The 16401-nt window shown below is 67.7% G+C and carries 15 protein-coding genes and 1 pseudogene; 6 read left to right on the top strand and 10 right to left on the bottom strand.

The features are described from left to right. Position 1 precedes the first annotated feature (1 nt). Both ACQCSU_RS18810 and truB read right to left on the bottom strand, forming a co-directional pair. The gene (locus ACQCSU_RS18810) at positions 2-355 is read right to left on the bottom strand and encodes a hypothetical protein (RefSeq protein ID WP_426976758.1); all 354 of its coding nucleotides are present in this window, start codon (positions 353-355) and stop codon (positions 2-4) included. Continuing rightward, on the bottom strand, positions 355-1353 hold the full coding sequence (gene truB / locus ACQCSU_RS18805; RefSeq protein ID WP_426976757.1) for a tRNA pseudouridine(55) synthase TruB: 999 nt from the start codon (positions 1351-1353) through the stop codon (positions 355-357). Before truB ends, ACQCSU_RS18810 begins: the two co-directional genes overlap by 1 nt. 106 nt (positions 1354-1459) lie before the next feature. On the opposite strand from truB, the gene ACQCSU_RS18800 reads away from it, so the two are divergent. Beyond that, complete coding sequence (locus tag ACQCSU_RS18800) at positions 1460-2617, top strand: pyridoxal phosphate-dependent aminotransferase (RefSeq protein WP_426976755.1); 1158 nt, start codon at positions 1460-1462, stop codon at positions 2615-2617. A 164-nt stretch (positions 2618-2781) separates the two neighbouring features. Next, positions 2782-2991 carry a hypothetical protein gene (locus tag ACQCSU_RS18795; RefSeq protein WP_426976754.1) on the top strand — a complete coding sequence of 70 codons (210 nt, stop codon included), beginning with the start codon at positions 2782-2784 and terminating at the stop codon, positions 2989-2991. A 169-nt stretch (positions 2992-3160) separates the two neighbouring features. Here ACQCSU_RS18795 and trxA read toward each other — a convergent pair whose 3' ends face one another. Together trxA and ACQCSU_RS18785 are read right to left on the bottom strand one after the other, a co-directional pair. Beyond that, positions 3161-3583, bottom strand: a complete 423-nt coding sequence (gene trxA / locus ACQCSU_RS18790) for a thioredoxin (protein WP_426976752.1) — start codon at positions 3581-3583, stop codon at positions 3161-3163. Between the two features lie 125 nt (positions 3584-3708). Then, positions 3709-4194 (bottom strand): nucleoside deaminase, encoded by a 486-nt coding sequence (locus ACQCSU_RS18785; RefSeq protein WP_426976750.1) that lies wholly within the window; start codon positions 4192-4194, stop codon positions 3709-3711. Between the two features lie 189 nt (positions 4195-4383). Between ACQCSU_RS18785 and ACQCSU_RS18780 the strand changes: the two genes are divergently transcribed. Further along, positions 4384-5556 carry a ScyD/ScyE family protein gene (locus tag ACQCSU_RS18780; protein WP_426976748.1) on the top strand — a complete coding sequence of 391 codons (1173 nt, stop codon included), beginning with the start codon at positions 4384-4386 and terminating at the stop codon, positions 5554-5556. 94 nt (positions 5557-5650) lie between these two features. Here the strand turns inward: ACQCSU_RS18780 and rbfA are convergent, their stop codons facing one another. The 5 genes from rbfA to rimP form a co-directional block, all read right to left on the bottom strand. Beyond that, positions 5651-6160 (bottom strand): 30S ribosome-binding factor RbfA, encoded by a 510-nt coding sequence (rbfA, locus tag ACQCSU_RS18775; protein WP_426976746.1) that lies wholly within the window; start codon positions 6158-6160, stop codon positions 5651-5653. Positions 6161-6405: 245 nt separating this feature from the next. After that, the gene (gene infB, locus ACQCSU_RS18770; protein ID WP_426976744.1) at positions 6406-9348 is read right to left on the bottom strand and encodes a translation initiation factor IF-2; all 2943 of its coding nucleotides are present in this window, start codon (positions 9346-9348) and stop codon (positions 6406-6408) included. Between the two features lie 152 nt (positions 9349-9500). Continuing rightward, a complete protein-coding gene (locus ACQCSU_RS18765) occupies positions 9501-9833 on the bottom strand; it encodes a YlxR family protein (RefSeq protein WP_426979853.1) in 333 nt (110 codons plus the stop codon). Positions 9834-10065: 232 nt separating this feature from the next. Next, positions 10066-11046, bottom strand: a complete 981-nt coding sequence (gene nusA, locus ACQCSU_RS18760) for a transcription termination factor NusA (RefSeq protein WP_426976742.1) — start codon at positions 11044-11046, stop codon at positions 10066-10068. Then, positions 11046-11663, bottom strand: a complete 618-nt coding sequence (rimP, locus tag ACQCSU_RS18755; protein ID WP_426976740.1) for a ribosome maturation factor RimP — start codon at positions 11661-11663, stop codon at positions 11046-11048. Before rimP ends, nusA begins: the two co-directional genes overlap by 1 nt. A 105-nt stretch (positions 11664-11768) precedes the next feature. Here rimP and ACQCSU_RS18750 point away from each other — a divergent pair, with 105 nt between their 5' ends. From ACQCSU_RS18750 to ACQCSU_RS18740, 3 genes are all read left to right on the top strand, one after another. Then, entirely contained in the window at positions 11769-12908 is a 1140-nt protein-coding gene (locus ACQCSU_RS18750; protein WP_426976739.1) for a ferritin-like domain-containing protein, read from the top strand. A gap of 198 nt (positions 12909-13106) precedes the next feature. After that, positions 13107-13832, top strand: coding sequence for a VIT1/CCC1 transporter family protein (locus ACQCSU_RS18745; protein ID WP_426976737.1), 726 nt, complete (start codon positions 13107-13109; stop codon positions 13830-13832). Positions 13833-13887: 55 nt separating this feature from the next. Continuing rightward, on the top strand, positions 13888-14970 hold the full coding sequence (locus ACQCSU_RS18740; RefSeq protein WP_426976735.1) for an aminoglycoside phosphotransferase family protein: 1083 nt from the start codon (positions 13888-13890) through the stop codon (positions 14968-14970). On the opposite strand, the pseudogene ACQCSU_RS18735 reads toward ACQCSU_RS18740, so the two are convergent. Beyond that, positions 14967-16399 (bottom strand): annotated as a pseudogene (locus tag ACQCSU_RS18735) (pyridoxal phosphate-dependent decarboxylase family protein). The gene ACQCSU_RS18740 and the pseudogene ACQCSU_RS18735 overlap by 4 nt on opposite strands. Positions 16400-16401 lie beyond the last annotated feature (2 nt).

The raw sequence follows: 16401 nt of genomic DNA, 5'->3' as shown, positions 1-16401 counted from the left end.
GTCAGTACCAGATCTGGTTCATACGTGCCGCCATCACGAGTGCTGTGACGCCGACGGCCGCCAGGACAAAGTTGCTCCAGCGCGTGCGCTCCAGGATGGACCAGTACACCGCGCCGACGGGCAGCATCAGGGCAGTCAGCAGGTAGCCCCAGAACTCCCAGGGCTCCCCCGCAATCCGCTCTCCACCCGCGACCCGGACGATTGAGCCGACCAGGTACACCAGCAGGGACAGCTCGACGGCGGCCACGGACAGGATCGTCGTGTCGTTCGGAGCCTTCTTGAGGATGCCGGCGGTGAGGCAGATGACGCTGGAGATCAGCCCGACCGCCAGGATAATGTAAAAATACGCGTCCACTACTGCCCGGCCTGCTGGGATGGGGCCTGCCGTGCTGCCGTCTGCTGCCCTGGGCCCCGCTGTTCCGGAGCCGCTTGCGTGGCGGCGCGCTTCTCGTTGTCCGGGGCGAAGACGAGCACGGGCTTGGCGTAACTTCCCGCGTCGGCCAGCAGTGCCACGAGGGTGCCGTCCGGGGCGAAGGCCGCGGCCGGCTTGTCCGCCGTCGCGGCTTCGGGGGTACCGGAGGCCGCTCCGGCGGCGATCCTCCGGCCGAAGGAAATCTCGGTGGTTTCCTCGTCGCTGAGTTCACGGTTCGGCATCAGTGCCCGCGCGGCCCGGGACATTTCCAGCACGTCCAGTTCTTCAGCCAGCTGCTCGAGGGTGTGCGCCTGGTCAAGCGTGTACGGACCCACCTGGGTCCTTCGCAGCGCCGTGAGGTGGCCGCCGACGCCGAGCGCGTTGCCCAGGTCGCGGGCGAGGGCCCGGATGTAGGTGCCGGAGGAACATTCAACCGTGACGTCCACGTCCAGCGCCTCGCCGTCGCGCGCCGGGCGGACCTCGTGGATGTCGAAGCGGTGGATGGTGACCGGACGGGCGGCCAGTTTGACCTCCTCGCCGGAACGGACCCGGGCGTAGGCGCGTTCGCCGTTCACCTTGATGGCGCTGACGCTGCTGGGAACCTGCTCGATCTCGCCAGTCAAGGCGGCAACGCCGGCCAGGACGGCCTCTTCGGTGACCGAGGCGGCACTGTGCGTGGCAGTGACCTCACCCTCGGCGTCGTCTGTCACGGTTGATTCGCCCAGCCGGATGGTCGCCGTATAGGTCTTGGAGGTGCCCACGATGTAGGTCAGCAGCCGGGTGGCTTTGTTGATGCCGATCACCAGGACGCCGGTGGCCATCGGGTCCAGGGTGCCGGCGTGGCCCACCTTTCGGGTACCGGCGAGCCGCCGCATCCGTCCAACCACATCGTGGCTGGTCCAGCCTTGCGGCTTGTCCACTATCACCAGTCCAGAAAGCACGCTTCCCAGTATATCTGCGCGCGGGGCCCGCCCCAGACGGCCAGCCCCGGCCGGGCACCCCGCCCACAGCCGTTCCGGGAACCCGCAGGCGGTTAGGATGGCAGACATGCCAGAGCTTGCCGCCCACGTCCGCGACGTCCCTATCAACCAGATCCGCGAGATCACCGAAGCTGCCTGGGGCACTCCCGGCGCCATCGTCCTGAGCATCGGCGAGCCGGGCTTCGCCCTCCCCCGCCACATCCTCGAGGCCGGCATGGCCTGCCTGGACCGTGACGAAACCAATTACACGCCCAACGCCGGCATCCCCGCACTGCGGGAGGCTTTTGCGGCGCGGTTCCGGGAACACAACGCGACGCCGGTCGGAGCGGACCGCGTCCATGTCGTCGCCGGCGCCCAGCAGGGACTCCACTTCGCCATGAGCCTGCTGCTCTCCCCCGGCGACGAAATCCTCATTCCCAACCCGGGTTATCCCACGTTCGCGATGACGAGCAGCCTGCTTCATGGAGTCCCCGTGCGCTACCCGCTGTATCCGGAGCACGAGTTCCAGCCGCGGATCGAGGACATCGAGGAGCTCATCACGACACGGACGAGGGTCCTGATCCTGAATTCGCCGTCCAACCCGTTGGGGGCTGTCCTGGGCGAGGAGCTCACGCGCAGCCTGGTAGAACTGGCCCGGCGCCACGATCTGTGGATCATCTCCGACGAATGCTACGAGACGTTCACTTACGACGTCCCGCATGTGAGCGCTGCCCGCTTCGACAGCGACGTCCCGGGCGAAGCCCGCGTGTTCACCTCGCTGACACTGTCCAAGACCTACGGTCTGACGGGGCTGCGGATCGGGGCGCTGATCTGCCCGCCCGGTCTGGAGCAGAAGATGAACAACGTGATGGAGTCGATTGTCTCCTGTGTCGCCTCGCCATCGCAGTACGCGGCGCTCGCCGCGCTCACGGGCCCGCAGGACTACGTCAGCCATGCCCACGCCCACTACCGGGCCAACCGGGACGCCGCCTCGGCCGTCTTGGAGTCCAAGGGGATCCCGTTCCTCAAGGCTCAGGGGGCCTTCTACCTTTGGGCGGATGTGTCCCACGTCAGCGGCGGCGACGTCCGCTCCTGGGTCCGGCGTTTCCTGGCCGGCTCCGGGGTGTCCTTCGCCCCCGGCACTGCCTTCGGCCCGATCGGCGAGGGCTGGATCCGGATTGCGCTCTGCAGCAGCCTGGACGAACTCGTGGAAGGCCTCAGCCGGCTCCCGGCCCGGCAGGGCTGAAGACCGGAGGGGCTGAAGCGCGGCCCGGCAGGCCTCAACCGCCGCCCGACCCGGCAGGGCCGGCTGAAGGGCCCATAGACCCTACCGCCCCGGCGTCGTCGCCCTTAGCCTGAACCCAGGACGCAGGGCAGCCGGGTTACATGGTTCCGTCGGGGAGGTAAGGCATGTGGTGGCAGGACTTGCTTTGGGGCATCTGGAACGGGCTGACGGCGTGGATTGTGTTGATCGTCCATGTTTTTGGGCAGTGGGGCGAGTTCCCCTTCTACAACACCGCCCGCGCCGGAAACTGGTACGACTTCGGGTTCCTGCTAGGTATGGGTTCGCCCCTGCTGGGCGGCCTGGGTGCCCGCGGGGCCCGGGGCAGGCGCCGCTGAAGGAATCAACGCTGAAGGAATCAACGCTGAAGGAATCGCCGCGGAAGGAATCGCCGTCACGTTTTCGGGAGGCACGTCGGGAGGCGTGTCCTCGTGAGGCGTCAAGAGCGGACGCTCAAGTGGGTTTCCAGGACAGTGCCCCGTCAAAGTGCCCCGTCAAAGTGCCCCGTCAAAGCGCCCCGTCAAGCCAGCTGCGGAGGGCAGCCGCCGTCGGAGCCCCCGTCTGCCGGGCCACGACTTTTCCGTCCCGGATCACGAGCATGGTGGGAATGGCCTGGACGTCGAAGCGGCGCGACAGCAGGGGCGACTTGTCGACGTCGACCTTGACGAGCTTGACCCGCCCGGCCCGTTCCTGGGCCAGTTTGTCCAGGACGGGGCTGACCATCCTGCACGGCCCGCACCACGCCGCCCAGAAGTCGATCAGGGCCGGTGTCGAGGACTGTTCGGCAATCACTCCGAAGTCCGGGTCGCTGGCCTCTACGATCCATGGAAGGTCCGTTCGGCAGTGGCCGCAACGCGGGTGTCCGGACGCCGCCGTCGGAATCCGGTTGGTTTTCCCGCAACGGGGACACTTGATCAGGCCCGAGACCACGGCCCGCCGCTGTTTTCCCGTGTACCCGCCGTCATGGTTCCATGTGACGCCACTGCGGAGACCCGGCCTAGAGTCAAAAGTCCCTCCGGCGGCGCCGGCGCCCTTCTCAAGGACACGCGCTTAGCTTAGTATTCGGTGCGGTCCGGGTTGTCGCGCCAGGCCTGGAAAGGCAGGTCCGACGCCTGAACGGCAGCTTGGCGCACCGGCATCAGTTCCGGGCGTGCCCCCTCGAAGTACTCATAGAAGAGGGCATCGTCGAAGCCGGCGGCGGCAGCAGCATTCCGGTCGGCCGCGAAGTACACCTGACCCACCCGGGCCCACAAGGCCGCAGCGAGGCAGAGCGGGCACGGCTCGCAACTGGCGTACAGTACGGCGCCGCTGAGGTCGAAGCTGGCAGTCGCGGAGGCGGCACTGCGGATGGCCACGACTTCGGCGTGGGCCGTCGGGTCATTGTCCCGGGTCACCCGGTTGACGCCGTCATAGGCCCGGCCGTCCGCGGTGACCACGACTGCTCCGAAGGGCCCGCCGCCGTCGGCCACATTGCGGACAGCGAGGCGGATTGCCTGGTTCAGGTACTCGCCGGTCTCGGCTGCTGTGCGGGGCGTATCCATGTTCCGATCATAGCCAGTGGCCTGCCTTCGGCCGCGGAGGATGACCTTCGGGACGTCGACTTTGCCGGCGCTACCGAATAAAATCCGCCCATAGGGCAGCTGCGTTTTCCGGCCGCCTGCCCGGCCTCATTGGGTGGTCGAAATGGTCTCAAAGCTGTGGATTGTTCATCACTCGCCTTGGAGCTCACCATGAGAAAACAATTCTCTTTGCTGGCTGCGGCCGCCACAGCGGTTCTCTTCATCGCTGCAGGTCCTGCGGCTGCTGAAGCGCCGGAACGGACCTCCGCAGGGAACGCCGCAGGCAACCCCGCGGGCGGCCCCGCAGGGAACACCGCCGTCCGGCTGACTGATGGCCTCGTGGGACCACTTCATGTCAGCGCCGGCCGCAACGGCTCAGTGACGGTCAGCGAGGAGTTCGCCAGCAGGCTGACCCGGATCGCCGCTGACGGCACGAAAAAGGTACTCTACGAAAACACCGAGTGGGATGTCGCCGGGAACACCCACCATGGTTCCGCCACCTACGTCCTTGAGAGCCAGGGGGCCGGACCCGAGGACCATCGGGATCTCGCCGCCCACGTGCGGATCATTGAGGACGACGGCGGCCAGCGCACCATCGGTGACTTCGCGGCACTGGAAAAGAAGGACAACGCCGACGGCGGTGCCCACTACGGCTTCCGCGATCTTCCCGCAGACTGTGTTTCGCAGCTCCCGCCGGAGCTTCCCGCCTCCTATACCGGCGAGGTGGACTCCCATCCCTATGGGATCGCAGTCTCCGATGGCACCGTCTACGCCGCCGATGCCGGGGCGAACACCGTGGTGTCGGTAGATCTTCGGTCCGGAAAGACGGAAACCGTCGCGGTACTGCCGCCACGTCCGTCCCGGATCTCGGCCGCTGTTGCGGCAGAGCTGCACCTGCCGCCCTGTGTGGTGGGCCGGTCCTACGCCTTCGAGCCGGTGCCGACGGATGTCGCGGCCGGCCCGGACGGCCGGCTCTACGTGTCAACCCTGCCGGGCGGGCCGGAGAGCCCCGCCGCCGGAGCCCGCGGGGCCGTCTTCACAGTCGATCCGGAGCACGGGCACGTTAAGTTGCTGGCTGAAGGGATCATGTCCCCCACTGGGATTGCCGTGGACGAGAACGGCGATGTGTACCTTGCGTCCTTGTTCGGCGACGGAGTCCTCAAGCTGGACGGACACACCGGCAAGACCAGCGTGGTGCTGGCCGCGGGCTCGACGGCCGACGTCGATCTTCGTGGTTCAACGCTCTACGCCACCGTGAATGCGCTGCCGTCCGACCCCGCGCCCCCGAACGGGCAGGTCGCAACCTTGAAGCTGGGCCGGGATTCCCGCGACTCGGACGACTGATCCGGACACAGCAATGGCCGGACCCTCGCCGGGTCCGGCCATTTCATTGTGGTGTTAGAACACTGCGCTGTTTAGGAAGGTGCGGTGTTCGGGACTACGTGTTGCTGTCCTCGTCCAGATCGCTGTCCGGCCTGAGGTCGATGTCCTCTTCGTCGAAGTCGTCCTCGTCGAGCTCCACGTCCTCGGGAGTATCGCTCTTGTAGGGATCGGCGTCGCCGGCGTGGGTCGCGCTCGCGGCCAGCGCGGCCACTTCGGCGTCGCGCTTCTTGGCGGCCCGGAGCAGTTCCTCCAGGTTGGAGGCGTTGACCGGAATCTGGTCCGCCACGAACTCCAGGGTGGGGGTCAGCCGGACAGTGATGTTCCGTCCGACTTCCTGCCGGAGCACACCCTTGGCCTTCTCCAGCCCCTTGGCAGCCTCGGCCTGGACCAGCTCGTCACCAAACACCGTGTAGTAGATCGTGGCGTGCTGCAGATCGTTGGTCACGCGCGCATCCGTGACGGTAATGCCCTCAAGCCGCGGATCCTTGACCCTACGGCCCAGGGCCTCGGCAACAACAACCTTAATCCGCTGCGCCAATTTGGCAGCCCGTGCGGGATCAGCCATTTCCACTCCTAAAAATTTGGATGTACGACGGCGCGTTAACAACTGGCGTACACACGTTGGGTTTTTTGCCACGCGCCTAAGGCGAGTCTACGACGGACTCCCGTTGGATTTATTCCGGCGGCCTGGGAGTGGCATCGGGCCTGCCGGAGCTGGGCGGCAAGGGATCGCAGATCCCATGCCGCCCAGCGTAGGGGCGGGGCCGCCGGAAAAATCCAACGGCCCCGCACCTGTAACGCTAAACCGCCTTAGACGCGCGGCTTTTCGCGCATCTCGAAGGTCTCGATGATGTCACCTTCGTTGATGTCGTTGAACGAGCCAAGACCGATACCACACTCGAAGTCCGTGCGGACCTCGGTGGCGTCGTCCTTGAAGCGCTTGAGCGTCTCAACGGCGAGGTTGTCACCGATGATCTTGCCGTCGCGGGTGATGCGGGCCTTGACGTTGCGTCGGATAACACCCGAGCGAACGATCGAGCCTGCAATGTTGCCGAACTTGGAGGAACGGAACACCTCGCGGACCTCGGCGGTGCCAAGCTGGACCTCTTCGTACTCGGGCTTGAGCATGCCCTTGAGGGCCATCTCGATGTCATCGATTGCTGCGTAGATGACGGAGTAGAAGCGCATGTCCACGCCTTCGCGGTCTGCCAGTTCGGCAACACGCTCGGCGGGCTTGACGTTGAAGCCGATGATGACGGCGCTGTCGACCGTTGCCAGGTTGACGTCGTTCTGCGTGATCGCACCCACACCGCGGTGGATGATGCGCAGCTGGACGCCTTCGCCGACGTCGATCTTGAGCAGCGCGTCCTCGAGGGCTTCCACGGCACCGGACACATCACCCTTGAGGATGAGGTTGAGGGTGTCGATCTTGCCTTCGGCGACAGCCTGGTCGAAGTCTTCCAGGCTGATGCGCTTGCGGCGCTTGGCCAGGGCGGCGTTGCGGTCGGCGGTTTCACGCTTCTCGGCGATCTGGCGGGCGGTGCGCTCGTCAGCGGTCACGAAGAAGGTGTCACCGGCGCGCGGGACGTTGGACAGACCCAGGACCTGCACGGGGCGGGACGGGCCGGCCTCGGTCAGGACGCTGCCGTCGTCGTCGAACATCGCACGGACTCGGCCGTGGGCCGTGCCTGCCACGATGGTGTCGCCGACGTGCAGGGTGCCGGACTGAACCAGGACGGTGGCAACGGAACCGCGGCCCTTGTCCAGGTTGGCTTCAATCGCGATACCGCGGGCATCCTTGTTCGGGTTGGCGCGCATGTCGAGGGCAGCGTCTGCGGTGAGCAGGACAGCCTCGAGCAGCTCGTCGATGTTGAGGTTCTGGCGGGCAGAGACCTCGACGAACATGGTGTCGCCACCGTACTCTTCCGGAACCAGTCCGTACTCGGTCAGCTGGCCGCGGACCTTCTCCGGGTTGGCGCCTTCCTTGTCGATCTTGTTCACAGCCACGACGATCGGCACGTTGGCCGCCTGTGCGTGGTTGAGGGCCTCAACGGTCTGCGGCATCACGCCGTCGTCCGCTGCGACCACCAGGATGGCGATGTCGGTGACCTTCGCACCACGGGCACGCATGGCGGTGAACGCCTCGTGGCCCGGAGTATCGATGAAGGTGATCTTGCGATCGATGCCTTCGTGCTCGTGGCTGACCTGGTAGGCACCGATGTGCTGCGTGATGCCGCCGTGCTCGCCCGCCATAACGTCGGACTTGCGGATGGCATCCAGCAGCCGGGTCTTACCGTGGTCAACGTGACCCATGACGGTGACAACCGGAGGACGTGCCTCGAGGTCTTCATCGCCTTCGGCTTCCAGCTCGGCTTCGAAGTCAATGTCGAAGCCGGAGAGCAGCTCGCGCTCCTCGTCCTCCGGTGACACGACCTGGAGCTTGTAGCCAAGCTCCTCGCCGAGCAGTGCGAAGGTCTCTTCATCCAGCGACTGCGTGGCCGTGGCCATTTCGCCGAGGTGGAAGAGCACGGTCACCAGCGCGGCGGGGTTCGCCTCGATCTTGTCGGCAAAGTCCGTGATGGACGAGCCACGGCGAAGCCGGACTACGGTGTTGCCGTCGCCGCGGGGTACGCTCACGCCGCCCAGCGACGGAGCACTCATCTGCTCGAGTTCCTGGCGCTTGGCGCGCTTCGACTTGCGCTGCTTGCCACGGCCTGCGCCGCCCTTACCGAAAGCACCCTGGGTGCCACCGCGGCCGCGGCCACCCTTGCCGAAGCCACCGCCGGCCGGAGCGCCGCCACCGGCACCGGGAGCACCGGTACCTGGAGCGCCACCCGGACGGCCCGGACCACGGGCTCCGCCGCCGGGACGCCCTGCACCAGCGGGTGCGGGACGTTCGGTGCGGTTAGGCATCATGCCGGGGGTCGGACGGTTTCCGCCGGCTCCTGCCGGACGGCCAGCGCCGGGAGCGCCGGCCGGACGCGGAGCACCCGGGCGTGCACCCGGAGCGCCGCCGGTGCGGGGAGCACCCGGACGGGGACCCCCTGCGCCTGCTGCGGGACGCGGGCCGCCGGGGCGTTCGCCCTCGGTGCGGCTTCCGCCCGGACGCGGCATGCCCTGGGAAGGAGCGAACGGGTTGTTCCCCGGACGCGAGGGACGTTCGTTGTCCCCGCCGCGGCCCCGGGGCATGCCCTGGGACGTGGCGAAGGGGTTGTTGCCGGGACGGGGGCCGCCCGGACGGGGTGCCGAGCCGCCCTGGCGTGCCGGAGCAGCCGGAGCAGCCGGAGCTTCAGCCTTCGGGGCAGGCCGCGCGCCGGGCTTGATGCCCGTCGACGGAGCCGTCGAGGGAGCGGCCGGAGCCTGGGCAGCGGGAGCCGCCGGTGCGGCGCTGGCCGCAGCCGGCGCAGCGGCGGGTGCTGCCTGTGCGGCGGGTGCCGGGGCAGCTGCTGCCGGAGCCGGGGCTTCGGACTTGCTTGCTGCTGCCTGCGCCGGGGCACCGGGCGCAGCCGGGGCCGGCGCAGGCGCCGGACGGGTTGCCGAGGGGCTGGCGGGTGCCTGGGGGGCGGACGCGGGCGCTTCTGACTTCGAAGCTGCCGCGTCGGGGAATGCGTTGCGGAGTTTCCGCACAACGGGGGCCTCAATGGTGGAAGAGGCAGAGCGAACGAATTCGCCCAGTTCCTGCAGTTTGGTTACTGCATCTTTGGAAGTAATACCGAGCTCTTTTGCAAGCTCATGTACGCGGACCTTGGCCACATTTCTCCTGTCTCGGTCCGCACCGAGCCAGGCACGAACCGTCTACTTCTTAATGCGGGCCTCCGCCGCGAGTGCAGCTGAAAGGCCCATTGCAGAGCGCAACAAAGTTGTCATCGTTGCGCACTCATCGCTGGGAACTCATCGGGTTTCCATCAGTTTTCTGACCCGCTTTCAGGTTGGACGGTTGTTGCTGCGGCCACCGGAGTGCCCGCGGCTTTCGTGCCTGCCATGATCCGGCGCTCGACGTCGGCTGTACCGGTTACGCCGTTGAGGGCGCGTCCGAACGCTCGACGTTTGACCGCCAGTGCCAGGCACTTTTCGCTGGGGTGCAGCCATGCACCCCGGCCAGCCATCCGGCGTCGTTCATCCACTACGACGGCGGATGAACCGCTGCCGCCGGAGACGAGCCGGAGTAACTCAGACCGCGAGCCTTTTTGTCGGCATCCGATGCAGGTGCGCTGCGGCTGATTCTCGAGGTGTTGCACTTGTGCCACGTCCGAGTATCTTCCTGCCAGTACCTGTCTGCCTGCCCGTGGATTCCGGAGCCCGCCCGGCGAAGTGTCTGGGAACTACGACTTTGCCAAGCGAAAACCCGGATGCGCTGAGGGCACGCGGACACCGGCCCATAGGCGCGGTCATGACCATTCTAGCCCCTCCAGCGCCCGGACCCCGAACTTGAGCGGACGCCGACGCTGACGGGCGGACCGGAAGTGCGGCCTATTTGTCGCGGTTGACGACGGCGTCGGAGACGATGTCGATCCGCCAGCCGGTGAGCTTGGCGGCGAGCCGCGCGTTCTGGCCTTCCTTGCCGATGGCGAGGGAGAGCTGGTAGTCAGGGACGACGACGCGGGCGGACCGGGTCGCTTCGTCCATGATCGTGACGGAATTCACCCTTGACGGCGACAGCGCGCTGGCGATGAAACTTGCCGGGTCATCGCTGTAGTCGACGATGTCGATCTTCTCGTCGTTCAGCTCGGTCATGACAGCCCGGACGCGGGAACCCATTTCACCGATGCAGGCGCCCTTGGCATTGATCCCCGGGGTTTTCGCCTTGACGGCAATCTTGGTGCGGTGACCGGCTTCGCGGGCCAGGGCGACGATCTCCACGGAACGGTCCGCGATCTCCGGAACTTCCAGTTCGAAGAGCTTCCGGACGAGCCCGGGGTGCGAGCGGGACAGCGTGATGGAGGGGCCCTTGGTGCCCCGGTGCACATCGATCACGAAGGCGCGGAGCCGGTTGCCGTGGATGTATTTCTCCCCCGGAACCTGCTCGGGCGGCGGGAGCAGCGCCTCCACGGTGCCGAGGTTGACCTGGATCATGTGCGGGTTGTTGCCCTGCTGGATGGTTCCGGCCACGAGTTCGCCTTCGCGGCCCTTGAACTGGCCGAGGACGTTGTCATCCTCAGCATCGCGCAGACGCTGCAGGATGATCTGCCGTGCGGTGCTTGCAGCAATGCGGCCAAAGCCCGCGGGGGTGTCCTCGAACTCGCCGATCGGGGCGCCGTCGTCGTCGATCTCGGTGGCCCAGATGGTCACGTGGCCGCTCTTGCGGTCCAGCTCGGCGCGTGCCTTCTCGAAGGCCCCCGGAGTCTTGTGATAGGCCACCAGCAGGGCCTGCTCGATGGTCGGGATCAGGAGATCCAGCGGGATTTCACGCTCACGCTCCAGGAGTCTCAGTGCGCTCATGTCAATATCCATTAGGCCTCCTCAGAAGGTCCATTGTTTGCGTCTTCCAGCCCGGCCTCTTCGAGGTGGCTGAACTCTATCTCGACTTTTCCGCTGCGGATCCTGTCGAAAGGAATCTTGACCGGCTCGCCCTGCTTGGGCTTCATGCCCTTCTTGACGGCGATTTCCGGGACCAGGGTGACGCCGCCGTCATCGACGGACTGGATCCTGCCGGTGACGTTTTCGCCCTGCAGGACTTTGACCGTGACCATCCGCCCGCGGGCGCGGTGCCAGTGCCGCTCCTCGGCGAGGGGACGCCCGACGCCGGGCGATGAGACCTCGAGCTCGTACGGGCGGGCGTCCGTGCTGGGATCGTTGTCCAGGATGTCCGAGAGGGTCTTGGAAATCTCGGCGATGACATCGAGGGTGACGCCGCCTGTCTCTTCCTGGGGCAGGTCCACCACTACGTGGACCACCCGGTTGGCGCCGGCGACGTGGATGGAAACGTCCTCAAGGTACAGGCGGTTTGCCAGGACTGCGGGTTCCAGGAGGGCGCGAAGGCGCTCGGCCTCCAAATTCTGAGCGGGTGCGGCTTCAGCCTTCCCCGTCCCGGTCCGGTCTGTTGAAGTCGTGGCTTCTGCGTTGGTCATGATGCCGGCCGCCTCCCGCTAGATGATGTTGTGTGTACTAGCCTAGCGATTTTCCAGGCACCATGGTGCACGGAGTTCCCAGCCGGCATGACAACATGGTCTGTTGTGAAAGACGACACCAGGGAAAAGCGTTGGCGCGGGCTCACTCCGCGGTTCCTGCCCCGCTTCGCCCTCTTGGCGTGTATCGCCGTGGTGGTGGTCAGCCTCGGCGTGGCTTTGATTCCCCGGAGCCCCAAAGCGCCCGGGGAACCGCCGTTTTCTGAGCGGGCGCGGGCTGCGGCACTGTCCGAAACCCTGCGGCTCCGGGCAGCCGGAGAGCAGCTCGGCAACTCCGCATCGGGCGCCGGCCAGTCCTCCCTTTCGCAGACTGTGACGTTGCTGACAAGCCAGGCCCGGGCGCTTCTGGCCCCCCAGTCTGCGCTGATTACCCCATCCGTGCAGTCAAACCCGTCCTTGCAGTCAAACCCGTCCGCAACCGGTGACCCGTCCTCCCCGGCACCTCCCCTGCCGGACACAGCCGCCGGGCTGGCCGCCGCCCTCGCCGGCAGCGGCTCCGAGCGGATCGGTGACGCTGCCGTGGCCGACGGCGGTATGGCCCGGCTACTGGCCGCCGTCGGGACCGCGCAGCTTCTTCAGGCGTCCTCGCTCGCGGCGGCCTCCGGCGCCCCGGCACCCCTGCAGGCGGACCCGGCGCCGCCACAATTGTCCGGAGCCTGCCCCGGCCCATCGGCATCGGCCTCCCCGGCCGGCACGAGCGCCGGGGACGGTGGCCCGACGATTGAGGCGGCGCTTGAAGCGGCAGTGCGGACAGAACTCCAAAGCATCTACGGCTATCAGCTTGCCCTGACCAGGCTGGGCGGCGACGCGGCGAAATCGGCGGCTGAACAGCTGGCCCGCCACGAAGCGCTTGTCAGCGGCGCGGAATCCCTAAGCCGCGGCCACTGTGTCTCCCCTCCACCGCGGGAGGCCGGCTATGCCTTGGCGCCGTCCTTCCTGGCCTCGCCCGCCGCCGGACTCGCCGGACTTGAAACCGCCGCACTGCCGGTCTACGCCGATCTGGTGGCCCTGAGCGAGGGAGAAACCAGGCAATGGGCCCTCTCCGCTCTCGTGGGCGCCGCCCGCCGGGCCGTGCTGTGGGGCGCAGAGCCCGGGCCCGTGCCCGGCCTGGCGGCAGACCCGGACGCCTTCCCGCCGTTGCCGACACTTCCTCCGTCGTCCAGCCCCGGTCGCTCGCAGGCAGGGTGACCGCACCGTCCGGGGCTACTTTGAGCCCCCAAACGGGCGATGACTGGCTAGAACGCGGCGAGTCCGTGTCAAAGTGCCCCCGCCCGGCCCGCCGGAGGGCGAAAGTGCACGCGAAGCTGGCGTCGGACCGAGCCTTGGCTTGACTTGCTTAGGGTCGTAATACTGGCCAGCCCGTGGCACTGGTGCTTTGCTGTAATCATGGACAGCCGCGCACCCACACTGCATGAGAACGAGCCCCATCACAACGACCTCGCCCACCGCCTCAATTGGCTTCGTGCCGGTGTGCTGGGCGCCAATGACGGAATCGTCTCGGTCGCCGCTATCGTAGTCGGCGTCGCCGGCGTCACCACGGACTCCGGACCCATCCTGGTCGCCGGCACCGCCGGCGTGGTAGGCGGCGCCATCTCCATGGCCCTGGGCGAATACGTCTCCGTCAGCAGCCAGAAGGACAGCCAGCGGGCCTTGATCGCGAAGGAACGCCGGGAGCTGCTGGACGAGCCCGAAGAGGAACTGGAAGAACTTGCTGCCATCTACCAGGCCAAAGGACTCAGCGCAGAGACTGCCCGCACGGTGGCCCTCGAACTCACCAAGCACGACGCCCTGGCCGCTCACCTTTCGGCGGAGCTTAACATCGACGAGACCGATATCGTCAGCCCCTGGCACGCCGCCTTCGCCTCGTTCGTCGCGTTCCTGATCGGTGCCATCCTGCCGATGCTGGCCATACTGCTGCCGCCGGAGAACATCCGTGTCCAGTTGACCTTCGGTGCCGTCCTCGTGGCCTTGGCGATCACGGGAGCGCTGGGCGCCTGGATCGGCGGCGGCTCGAAACTGAGGGCGGCGGTCCGCGTGGTGATGGGCGGCGCGCTGGCCCTGGCAGCCACCTTCATCATCGGCAACCTGCTCGGCGCCAGCGGCGTCGTCTAGGTTCCCCGTCCCCTGCCGGCGGTGCTTCCGCTCCTCAGCCACTACGCTGGACCCGATGAGCCAGCCCGCAGATGTCCCTATCCCGCCCGATCTCAGCCGCCGGTACAGCGGCACGGTCCACGGCCGCGACTGGCTGGCGTCGCTCCCCCGGCTGGTCAACCGCTGCCTGGACCAGTGGCACCTGGTGCTGGACCTTGCGCCGGGTTGGCTGCCGTGGACCGGACATGGGGCCATCGTGGTGCCGGTCCGGCGTATGGGCGCCGACAGCGGGATGCGGGAAGCTGCCGTCCTGAAAATCGCCTATCCGCACGACGAGGCGCTCGTGGAACGGCACGCGCTCACCTTGTGGGGCGGGGACGGCGCCGTCCGGCTGCTGGCGGCCGACTCCGACGCCGGCGCGCTGCTGCTTGAGCGCCTGGACGCTGCCCGCTCCCTGCAGGACCTTCCGTTGGACTCGGCTGTGGCCGTCTGGGGAGCCGTGGTGCGCCGGCTCAGCCTGGTGCCCGACCTGACGCCAGCCGGCCGGCCGGAGTGGCAGGAATTCGACCATATTGCGGCCCGGGCCGAGCAATGGAGCGATGAGCTGCCCGAGAGCTGGGAGCAACTGGGCCGCCCGTTCCCACGCTGGCTGCTGGAGGCGGCACTCGAGGTGTGCCAGACCCGCGGAGCCGTCGGCCGCCGCTCGGGGACCGATGTGCTGGTCCATACCGATTTGCACTACCTGAACATCCTGGCCCGTCCGGTACGGCCCGGCGGGCCGGAGGATGCGGACGGTTCGGAAGTTGCCGACGCGGAAAGCTACGCCGCGATCGATCCGCAGCCCATGATCGGCGAGGCGGAATTCGCGGTGGCTCCGCTGTTGTGGAACCGGATTCCCGAGCTGTCACGGGCGGATCCGGAGCGGGGACTGCTGGAGCGCTGCCGGGACTTCAGCGCCGCCGCCGGCCTCGACGCCGAAACCGCCCGCCAGTGGAGCCTGGCCCGGGAAGTGGACAACGCCCTCTGGTACGCCTCGAAACCCGGCCACCACGGAGACCTGGCCCGCTCGCTCTGGGTTGCCAGCACCCTCGCCGGACGCACCTTGCCGGAGCTGCCCTCACCGCACGAACTGCCGGCTCCGGGGGAAGCGGCAGGCTAAGCGTGGCGCCCACGGACCGCGGCCAGGGCGTCCCGGACAGCGTCGACGGCGACCTTCACGTCGGCGTCGTCCGTGCTCCAGTTGCTGACGGAAATCCGCAGGATGTCCCGGTCCTGCCAGCGCGAGCCGGACATCCAGACCCGGCCGTCACTGATGATCCTTTCGGTCACCGCGCGGGTCACGGCGTCGTCGCCGAAGGCCAGCGAGACCTGCGTGTAGTCCACGTCGTTAAGCACCTCGACGCCATCGAGCGCGGACAATTGCTCCGCCAGCTGCGAGGCGCGACGCACGAGCTCGCGGACCTGGCCGGCGACGCCGTCCCGGCCCAGGGATTTAAGCGCCGCCCACACCGGCACGCCGCGGGCACGGCGGGACAGCTCCGGAACCGTCTCGAACGGGTCCGCCGCGCCGTCCGCGTCCTGGATCAGGTAGCTGGTGTGCAGGCCCATCGCCGATCGCAGTGCCCGGGCGTCGCGCACGATCGCGATCCCGCAGTCGTACGGGACGTTGAGGGTCTTGTGCGCGTCGGTGCCCCAGGAATCGGCCCCCTGCAGCCCGGCCGTCAGGGCGGACAGTTCCGGCACGGCGGCGGCCCAGAGTCCGAACGCCCCGTCCACGTGCACCCAGGCCCCATGGGCTTTTGCGACGGCGACCGCCTCCAGGAACGGATCGAAGGCTCCGGAATGCAGGTTTCCGGCCTGCAGGCAGACCAGCAGCGGGGCCGGGCCTGATCCGTTGGCACCGACTGACGCATTGGCAAGGGCGCCGTCCAGGGCGCAGTCGAGTTCCGAGGGGTTGATGCGGCCTGCCGGTCCGCGGGGATCACCGTGGGCCGCCCCAGCCCCAGGTACCGCAGGCCGAGGTTGATAGTGTCGTGCCGTTCCTGGCCCACGAAACAGTGGATCCGGGGCGCCCCGGTGAGGCCATCGCCGTCGAGGTCCCAGCTGGCGTCGGCCATCAGGCGCCACCGTGCCGCGGCCAGGCCGGTGAAGTTCGCCATCGTGGCACCGGTGGCGAAGCCGACGTCGGACTCTTCCGGAAGCCCCAGCAGCTCGAGCAGCCACTTGCCGGCGGCTTCTTCGATGGCGGCCGTCGCGGGAGTGGCGAAACGCAATCCGGCGTTCTGGTCCCAGGCGCTGACCAGCCAGTCCGCGGCCAGCGCGGCCGGCAGGGTGCCGCCGATGACCCAGCCGAAGAACCGTCCGGAGGGCATCGCCATCAGGCCGGGTTCGGCCTTTCTGGCCAGGTAGTCCACGACCTCCGCGGCCGGCATTCCTTCCCGGGGCAGCGGACCGCCGAAGTCGGCGGCCAGGTCCGCCGCGGTGGCTCGCGGGCCTACGTGCCGTGTTTCCTGGCTCGCAAGCCAGGAACGTGCGTGCCGTGCCGCAGCCTCCAGGGCATCGCTGTAGCGTTCTTCAGGTGCTGACATAG

The sequence above is a fragment of the Pseudarthrobacter sp. O4 genome (genome assembly GCF_050157025.1).
Classification (GTDB): Bacteria; Actinomycetota; Actinomycetes; order Actinomycetales; family Micrococcaceae; genus Arthrobacter.
The sequence above is the reverse complement of the archived record's forward strand: the minus strand, read 5'-3'. Positions and strand labels throughout refer to the sequence as shown.

What these genes read in the sequence shown, in the direction of transcription:
- rbfA (WP_426976746.1), bottom strand. Translation starts at nt 6,160, where the DNA reads ATGGCTGATCCCGCACGGGCTGCCAAATTGGCGCAGCGGATTAAGGTT.
- ACQCSU_RS18740 (WP_426976735.1), top strand. Translation starts at nt 13,888, where the DNA reads ATGAGCCAGCCCGCAGATGTCCCTATCCCGCCCGATCTCAGCCGCCGG.
- ACQCSU_RS18800 (WP_426976755.1), top strand. Translation starts at nt 1,460, where the DNA reads ATGCCAGAGCTTGCCGCCCACGTCCGCGACGTCCCTATCAACCAGATC.
- ACQCSU_RS18785 (WP_426976750.1), bottom strand. Translation starts at nt 4,194, where the DNA reads ATGGATACGCCCCGCACAGCAGCCGAGACCGGCGAGTACCTGAACCAG.
- nusA (WP_426976742.1), bottom strand. Translation starts at nt 11,046, where the DNA reads ATGGATATTGACATGAGCGCACTGAGACTCCTGGAGCGTGAGCGTGAA.
- ACQCSU_RS18795 (WP_426976754.1), top strand. Translation starts at nt 2,782, where the DNA reads ATGTGGTGGCAGGACTTGCTTTGGGGCATCTGGAACGGGCTGACGGCG.
- ACQCSU_RS18780 (WP_426976748.1), top strand. Translation starts at nt 4,384, where the DNA reads ATGAGAAAACAATTCTCTTTGCTGGCTGCGGCCGCCACAGCGGTTCTC.
- rimP (WP_426976740.1), bottom strand. Translation starts at nt 11,663, where the DNA reads ATGACCAACGCAGAAGCCACGACTTCAACAGACCGGACCGGGACGGGG.
- ACQCSU_RS18745 (WP_426976737.1), top strand. Translation starts at nt 13,107, where the DNA reads ATGGACAGCCGCGCACCCACACTGCATGAGAACGAGCCCCATCACAAC.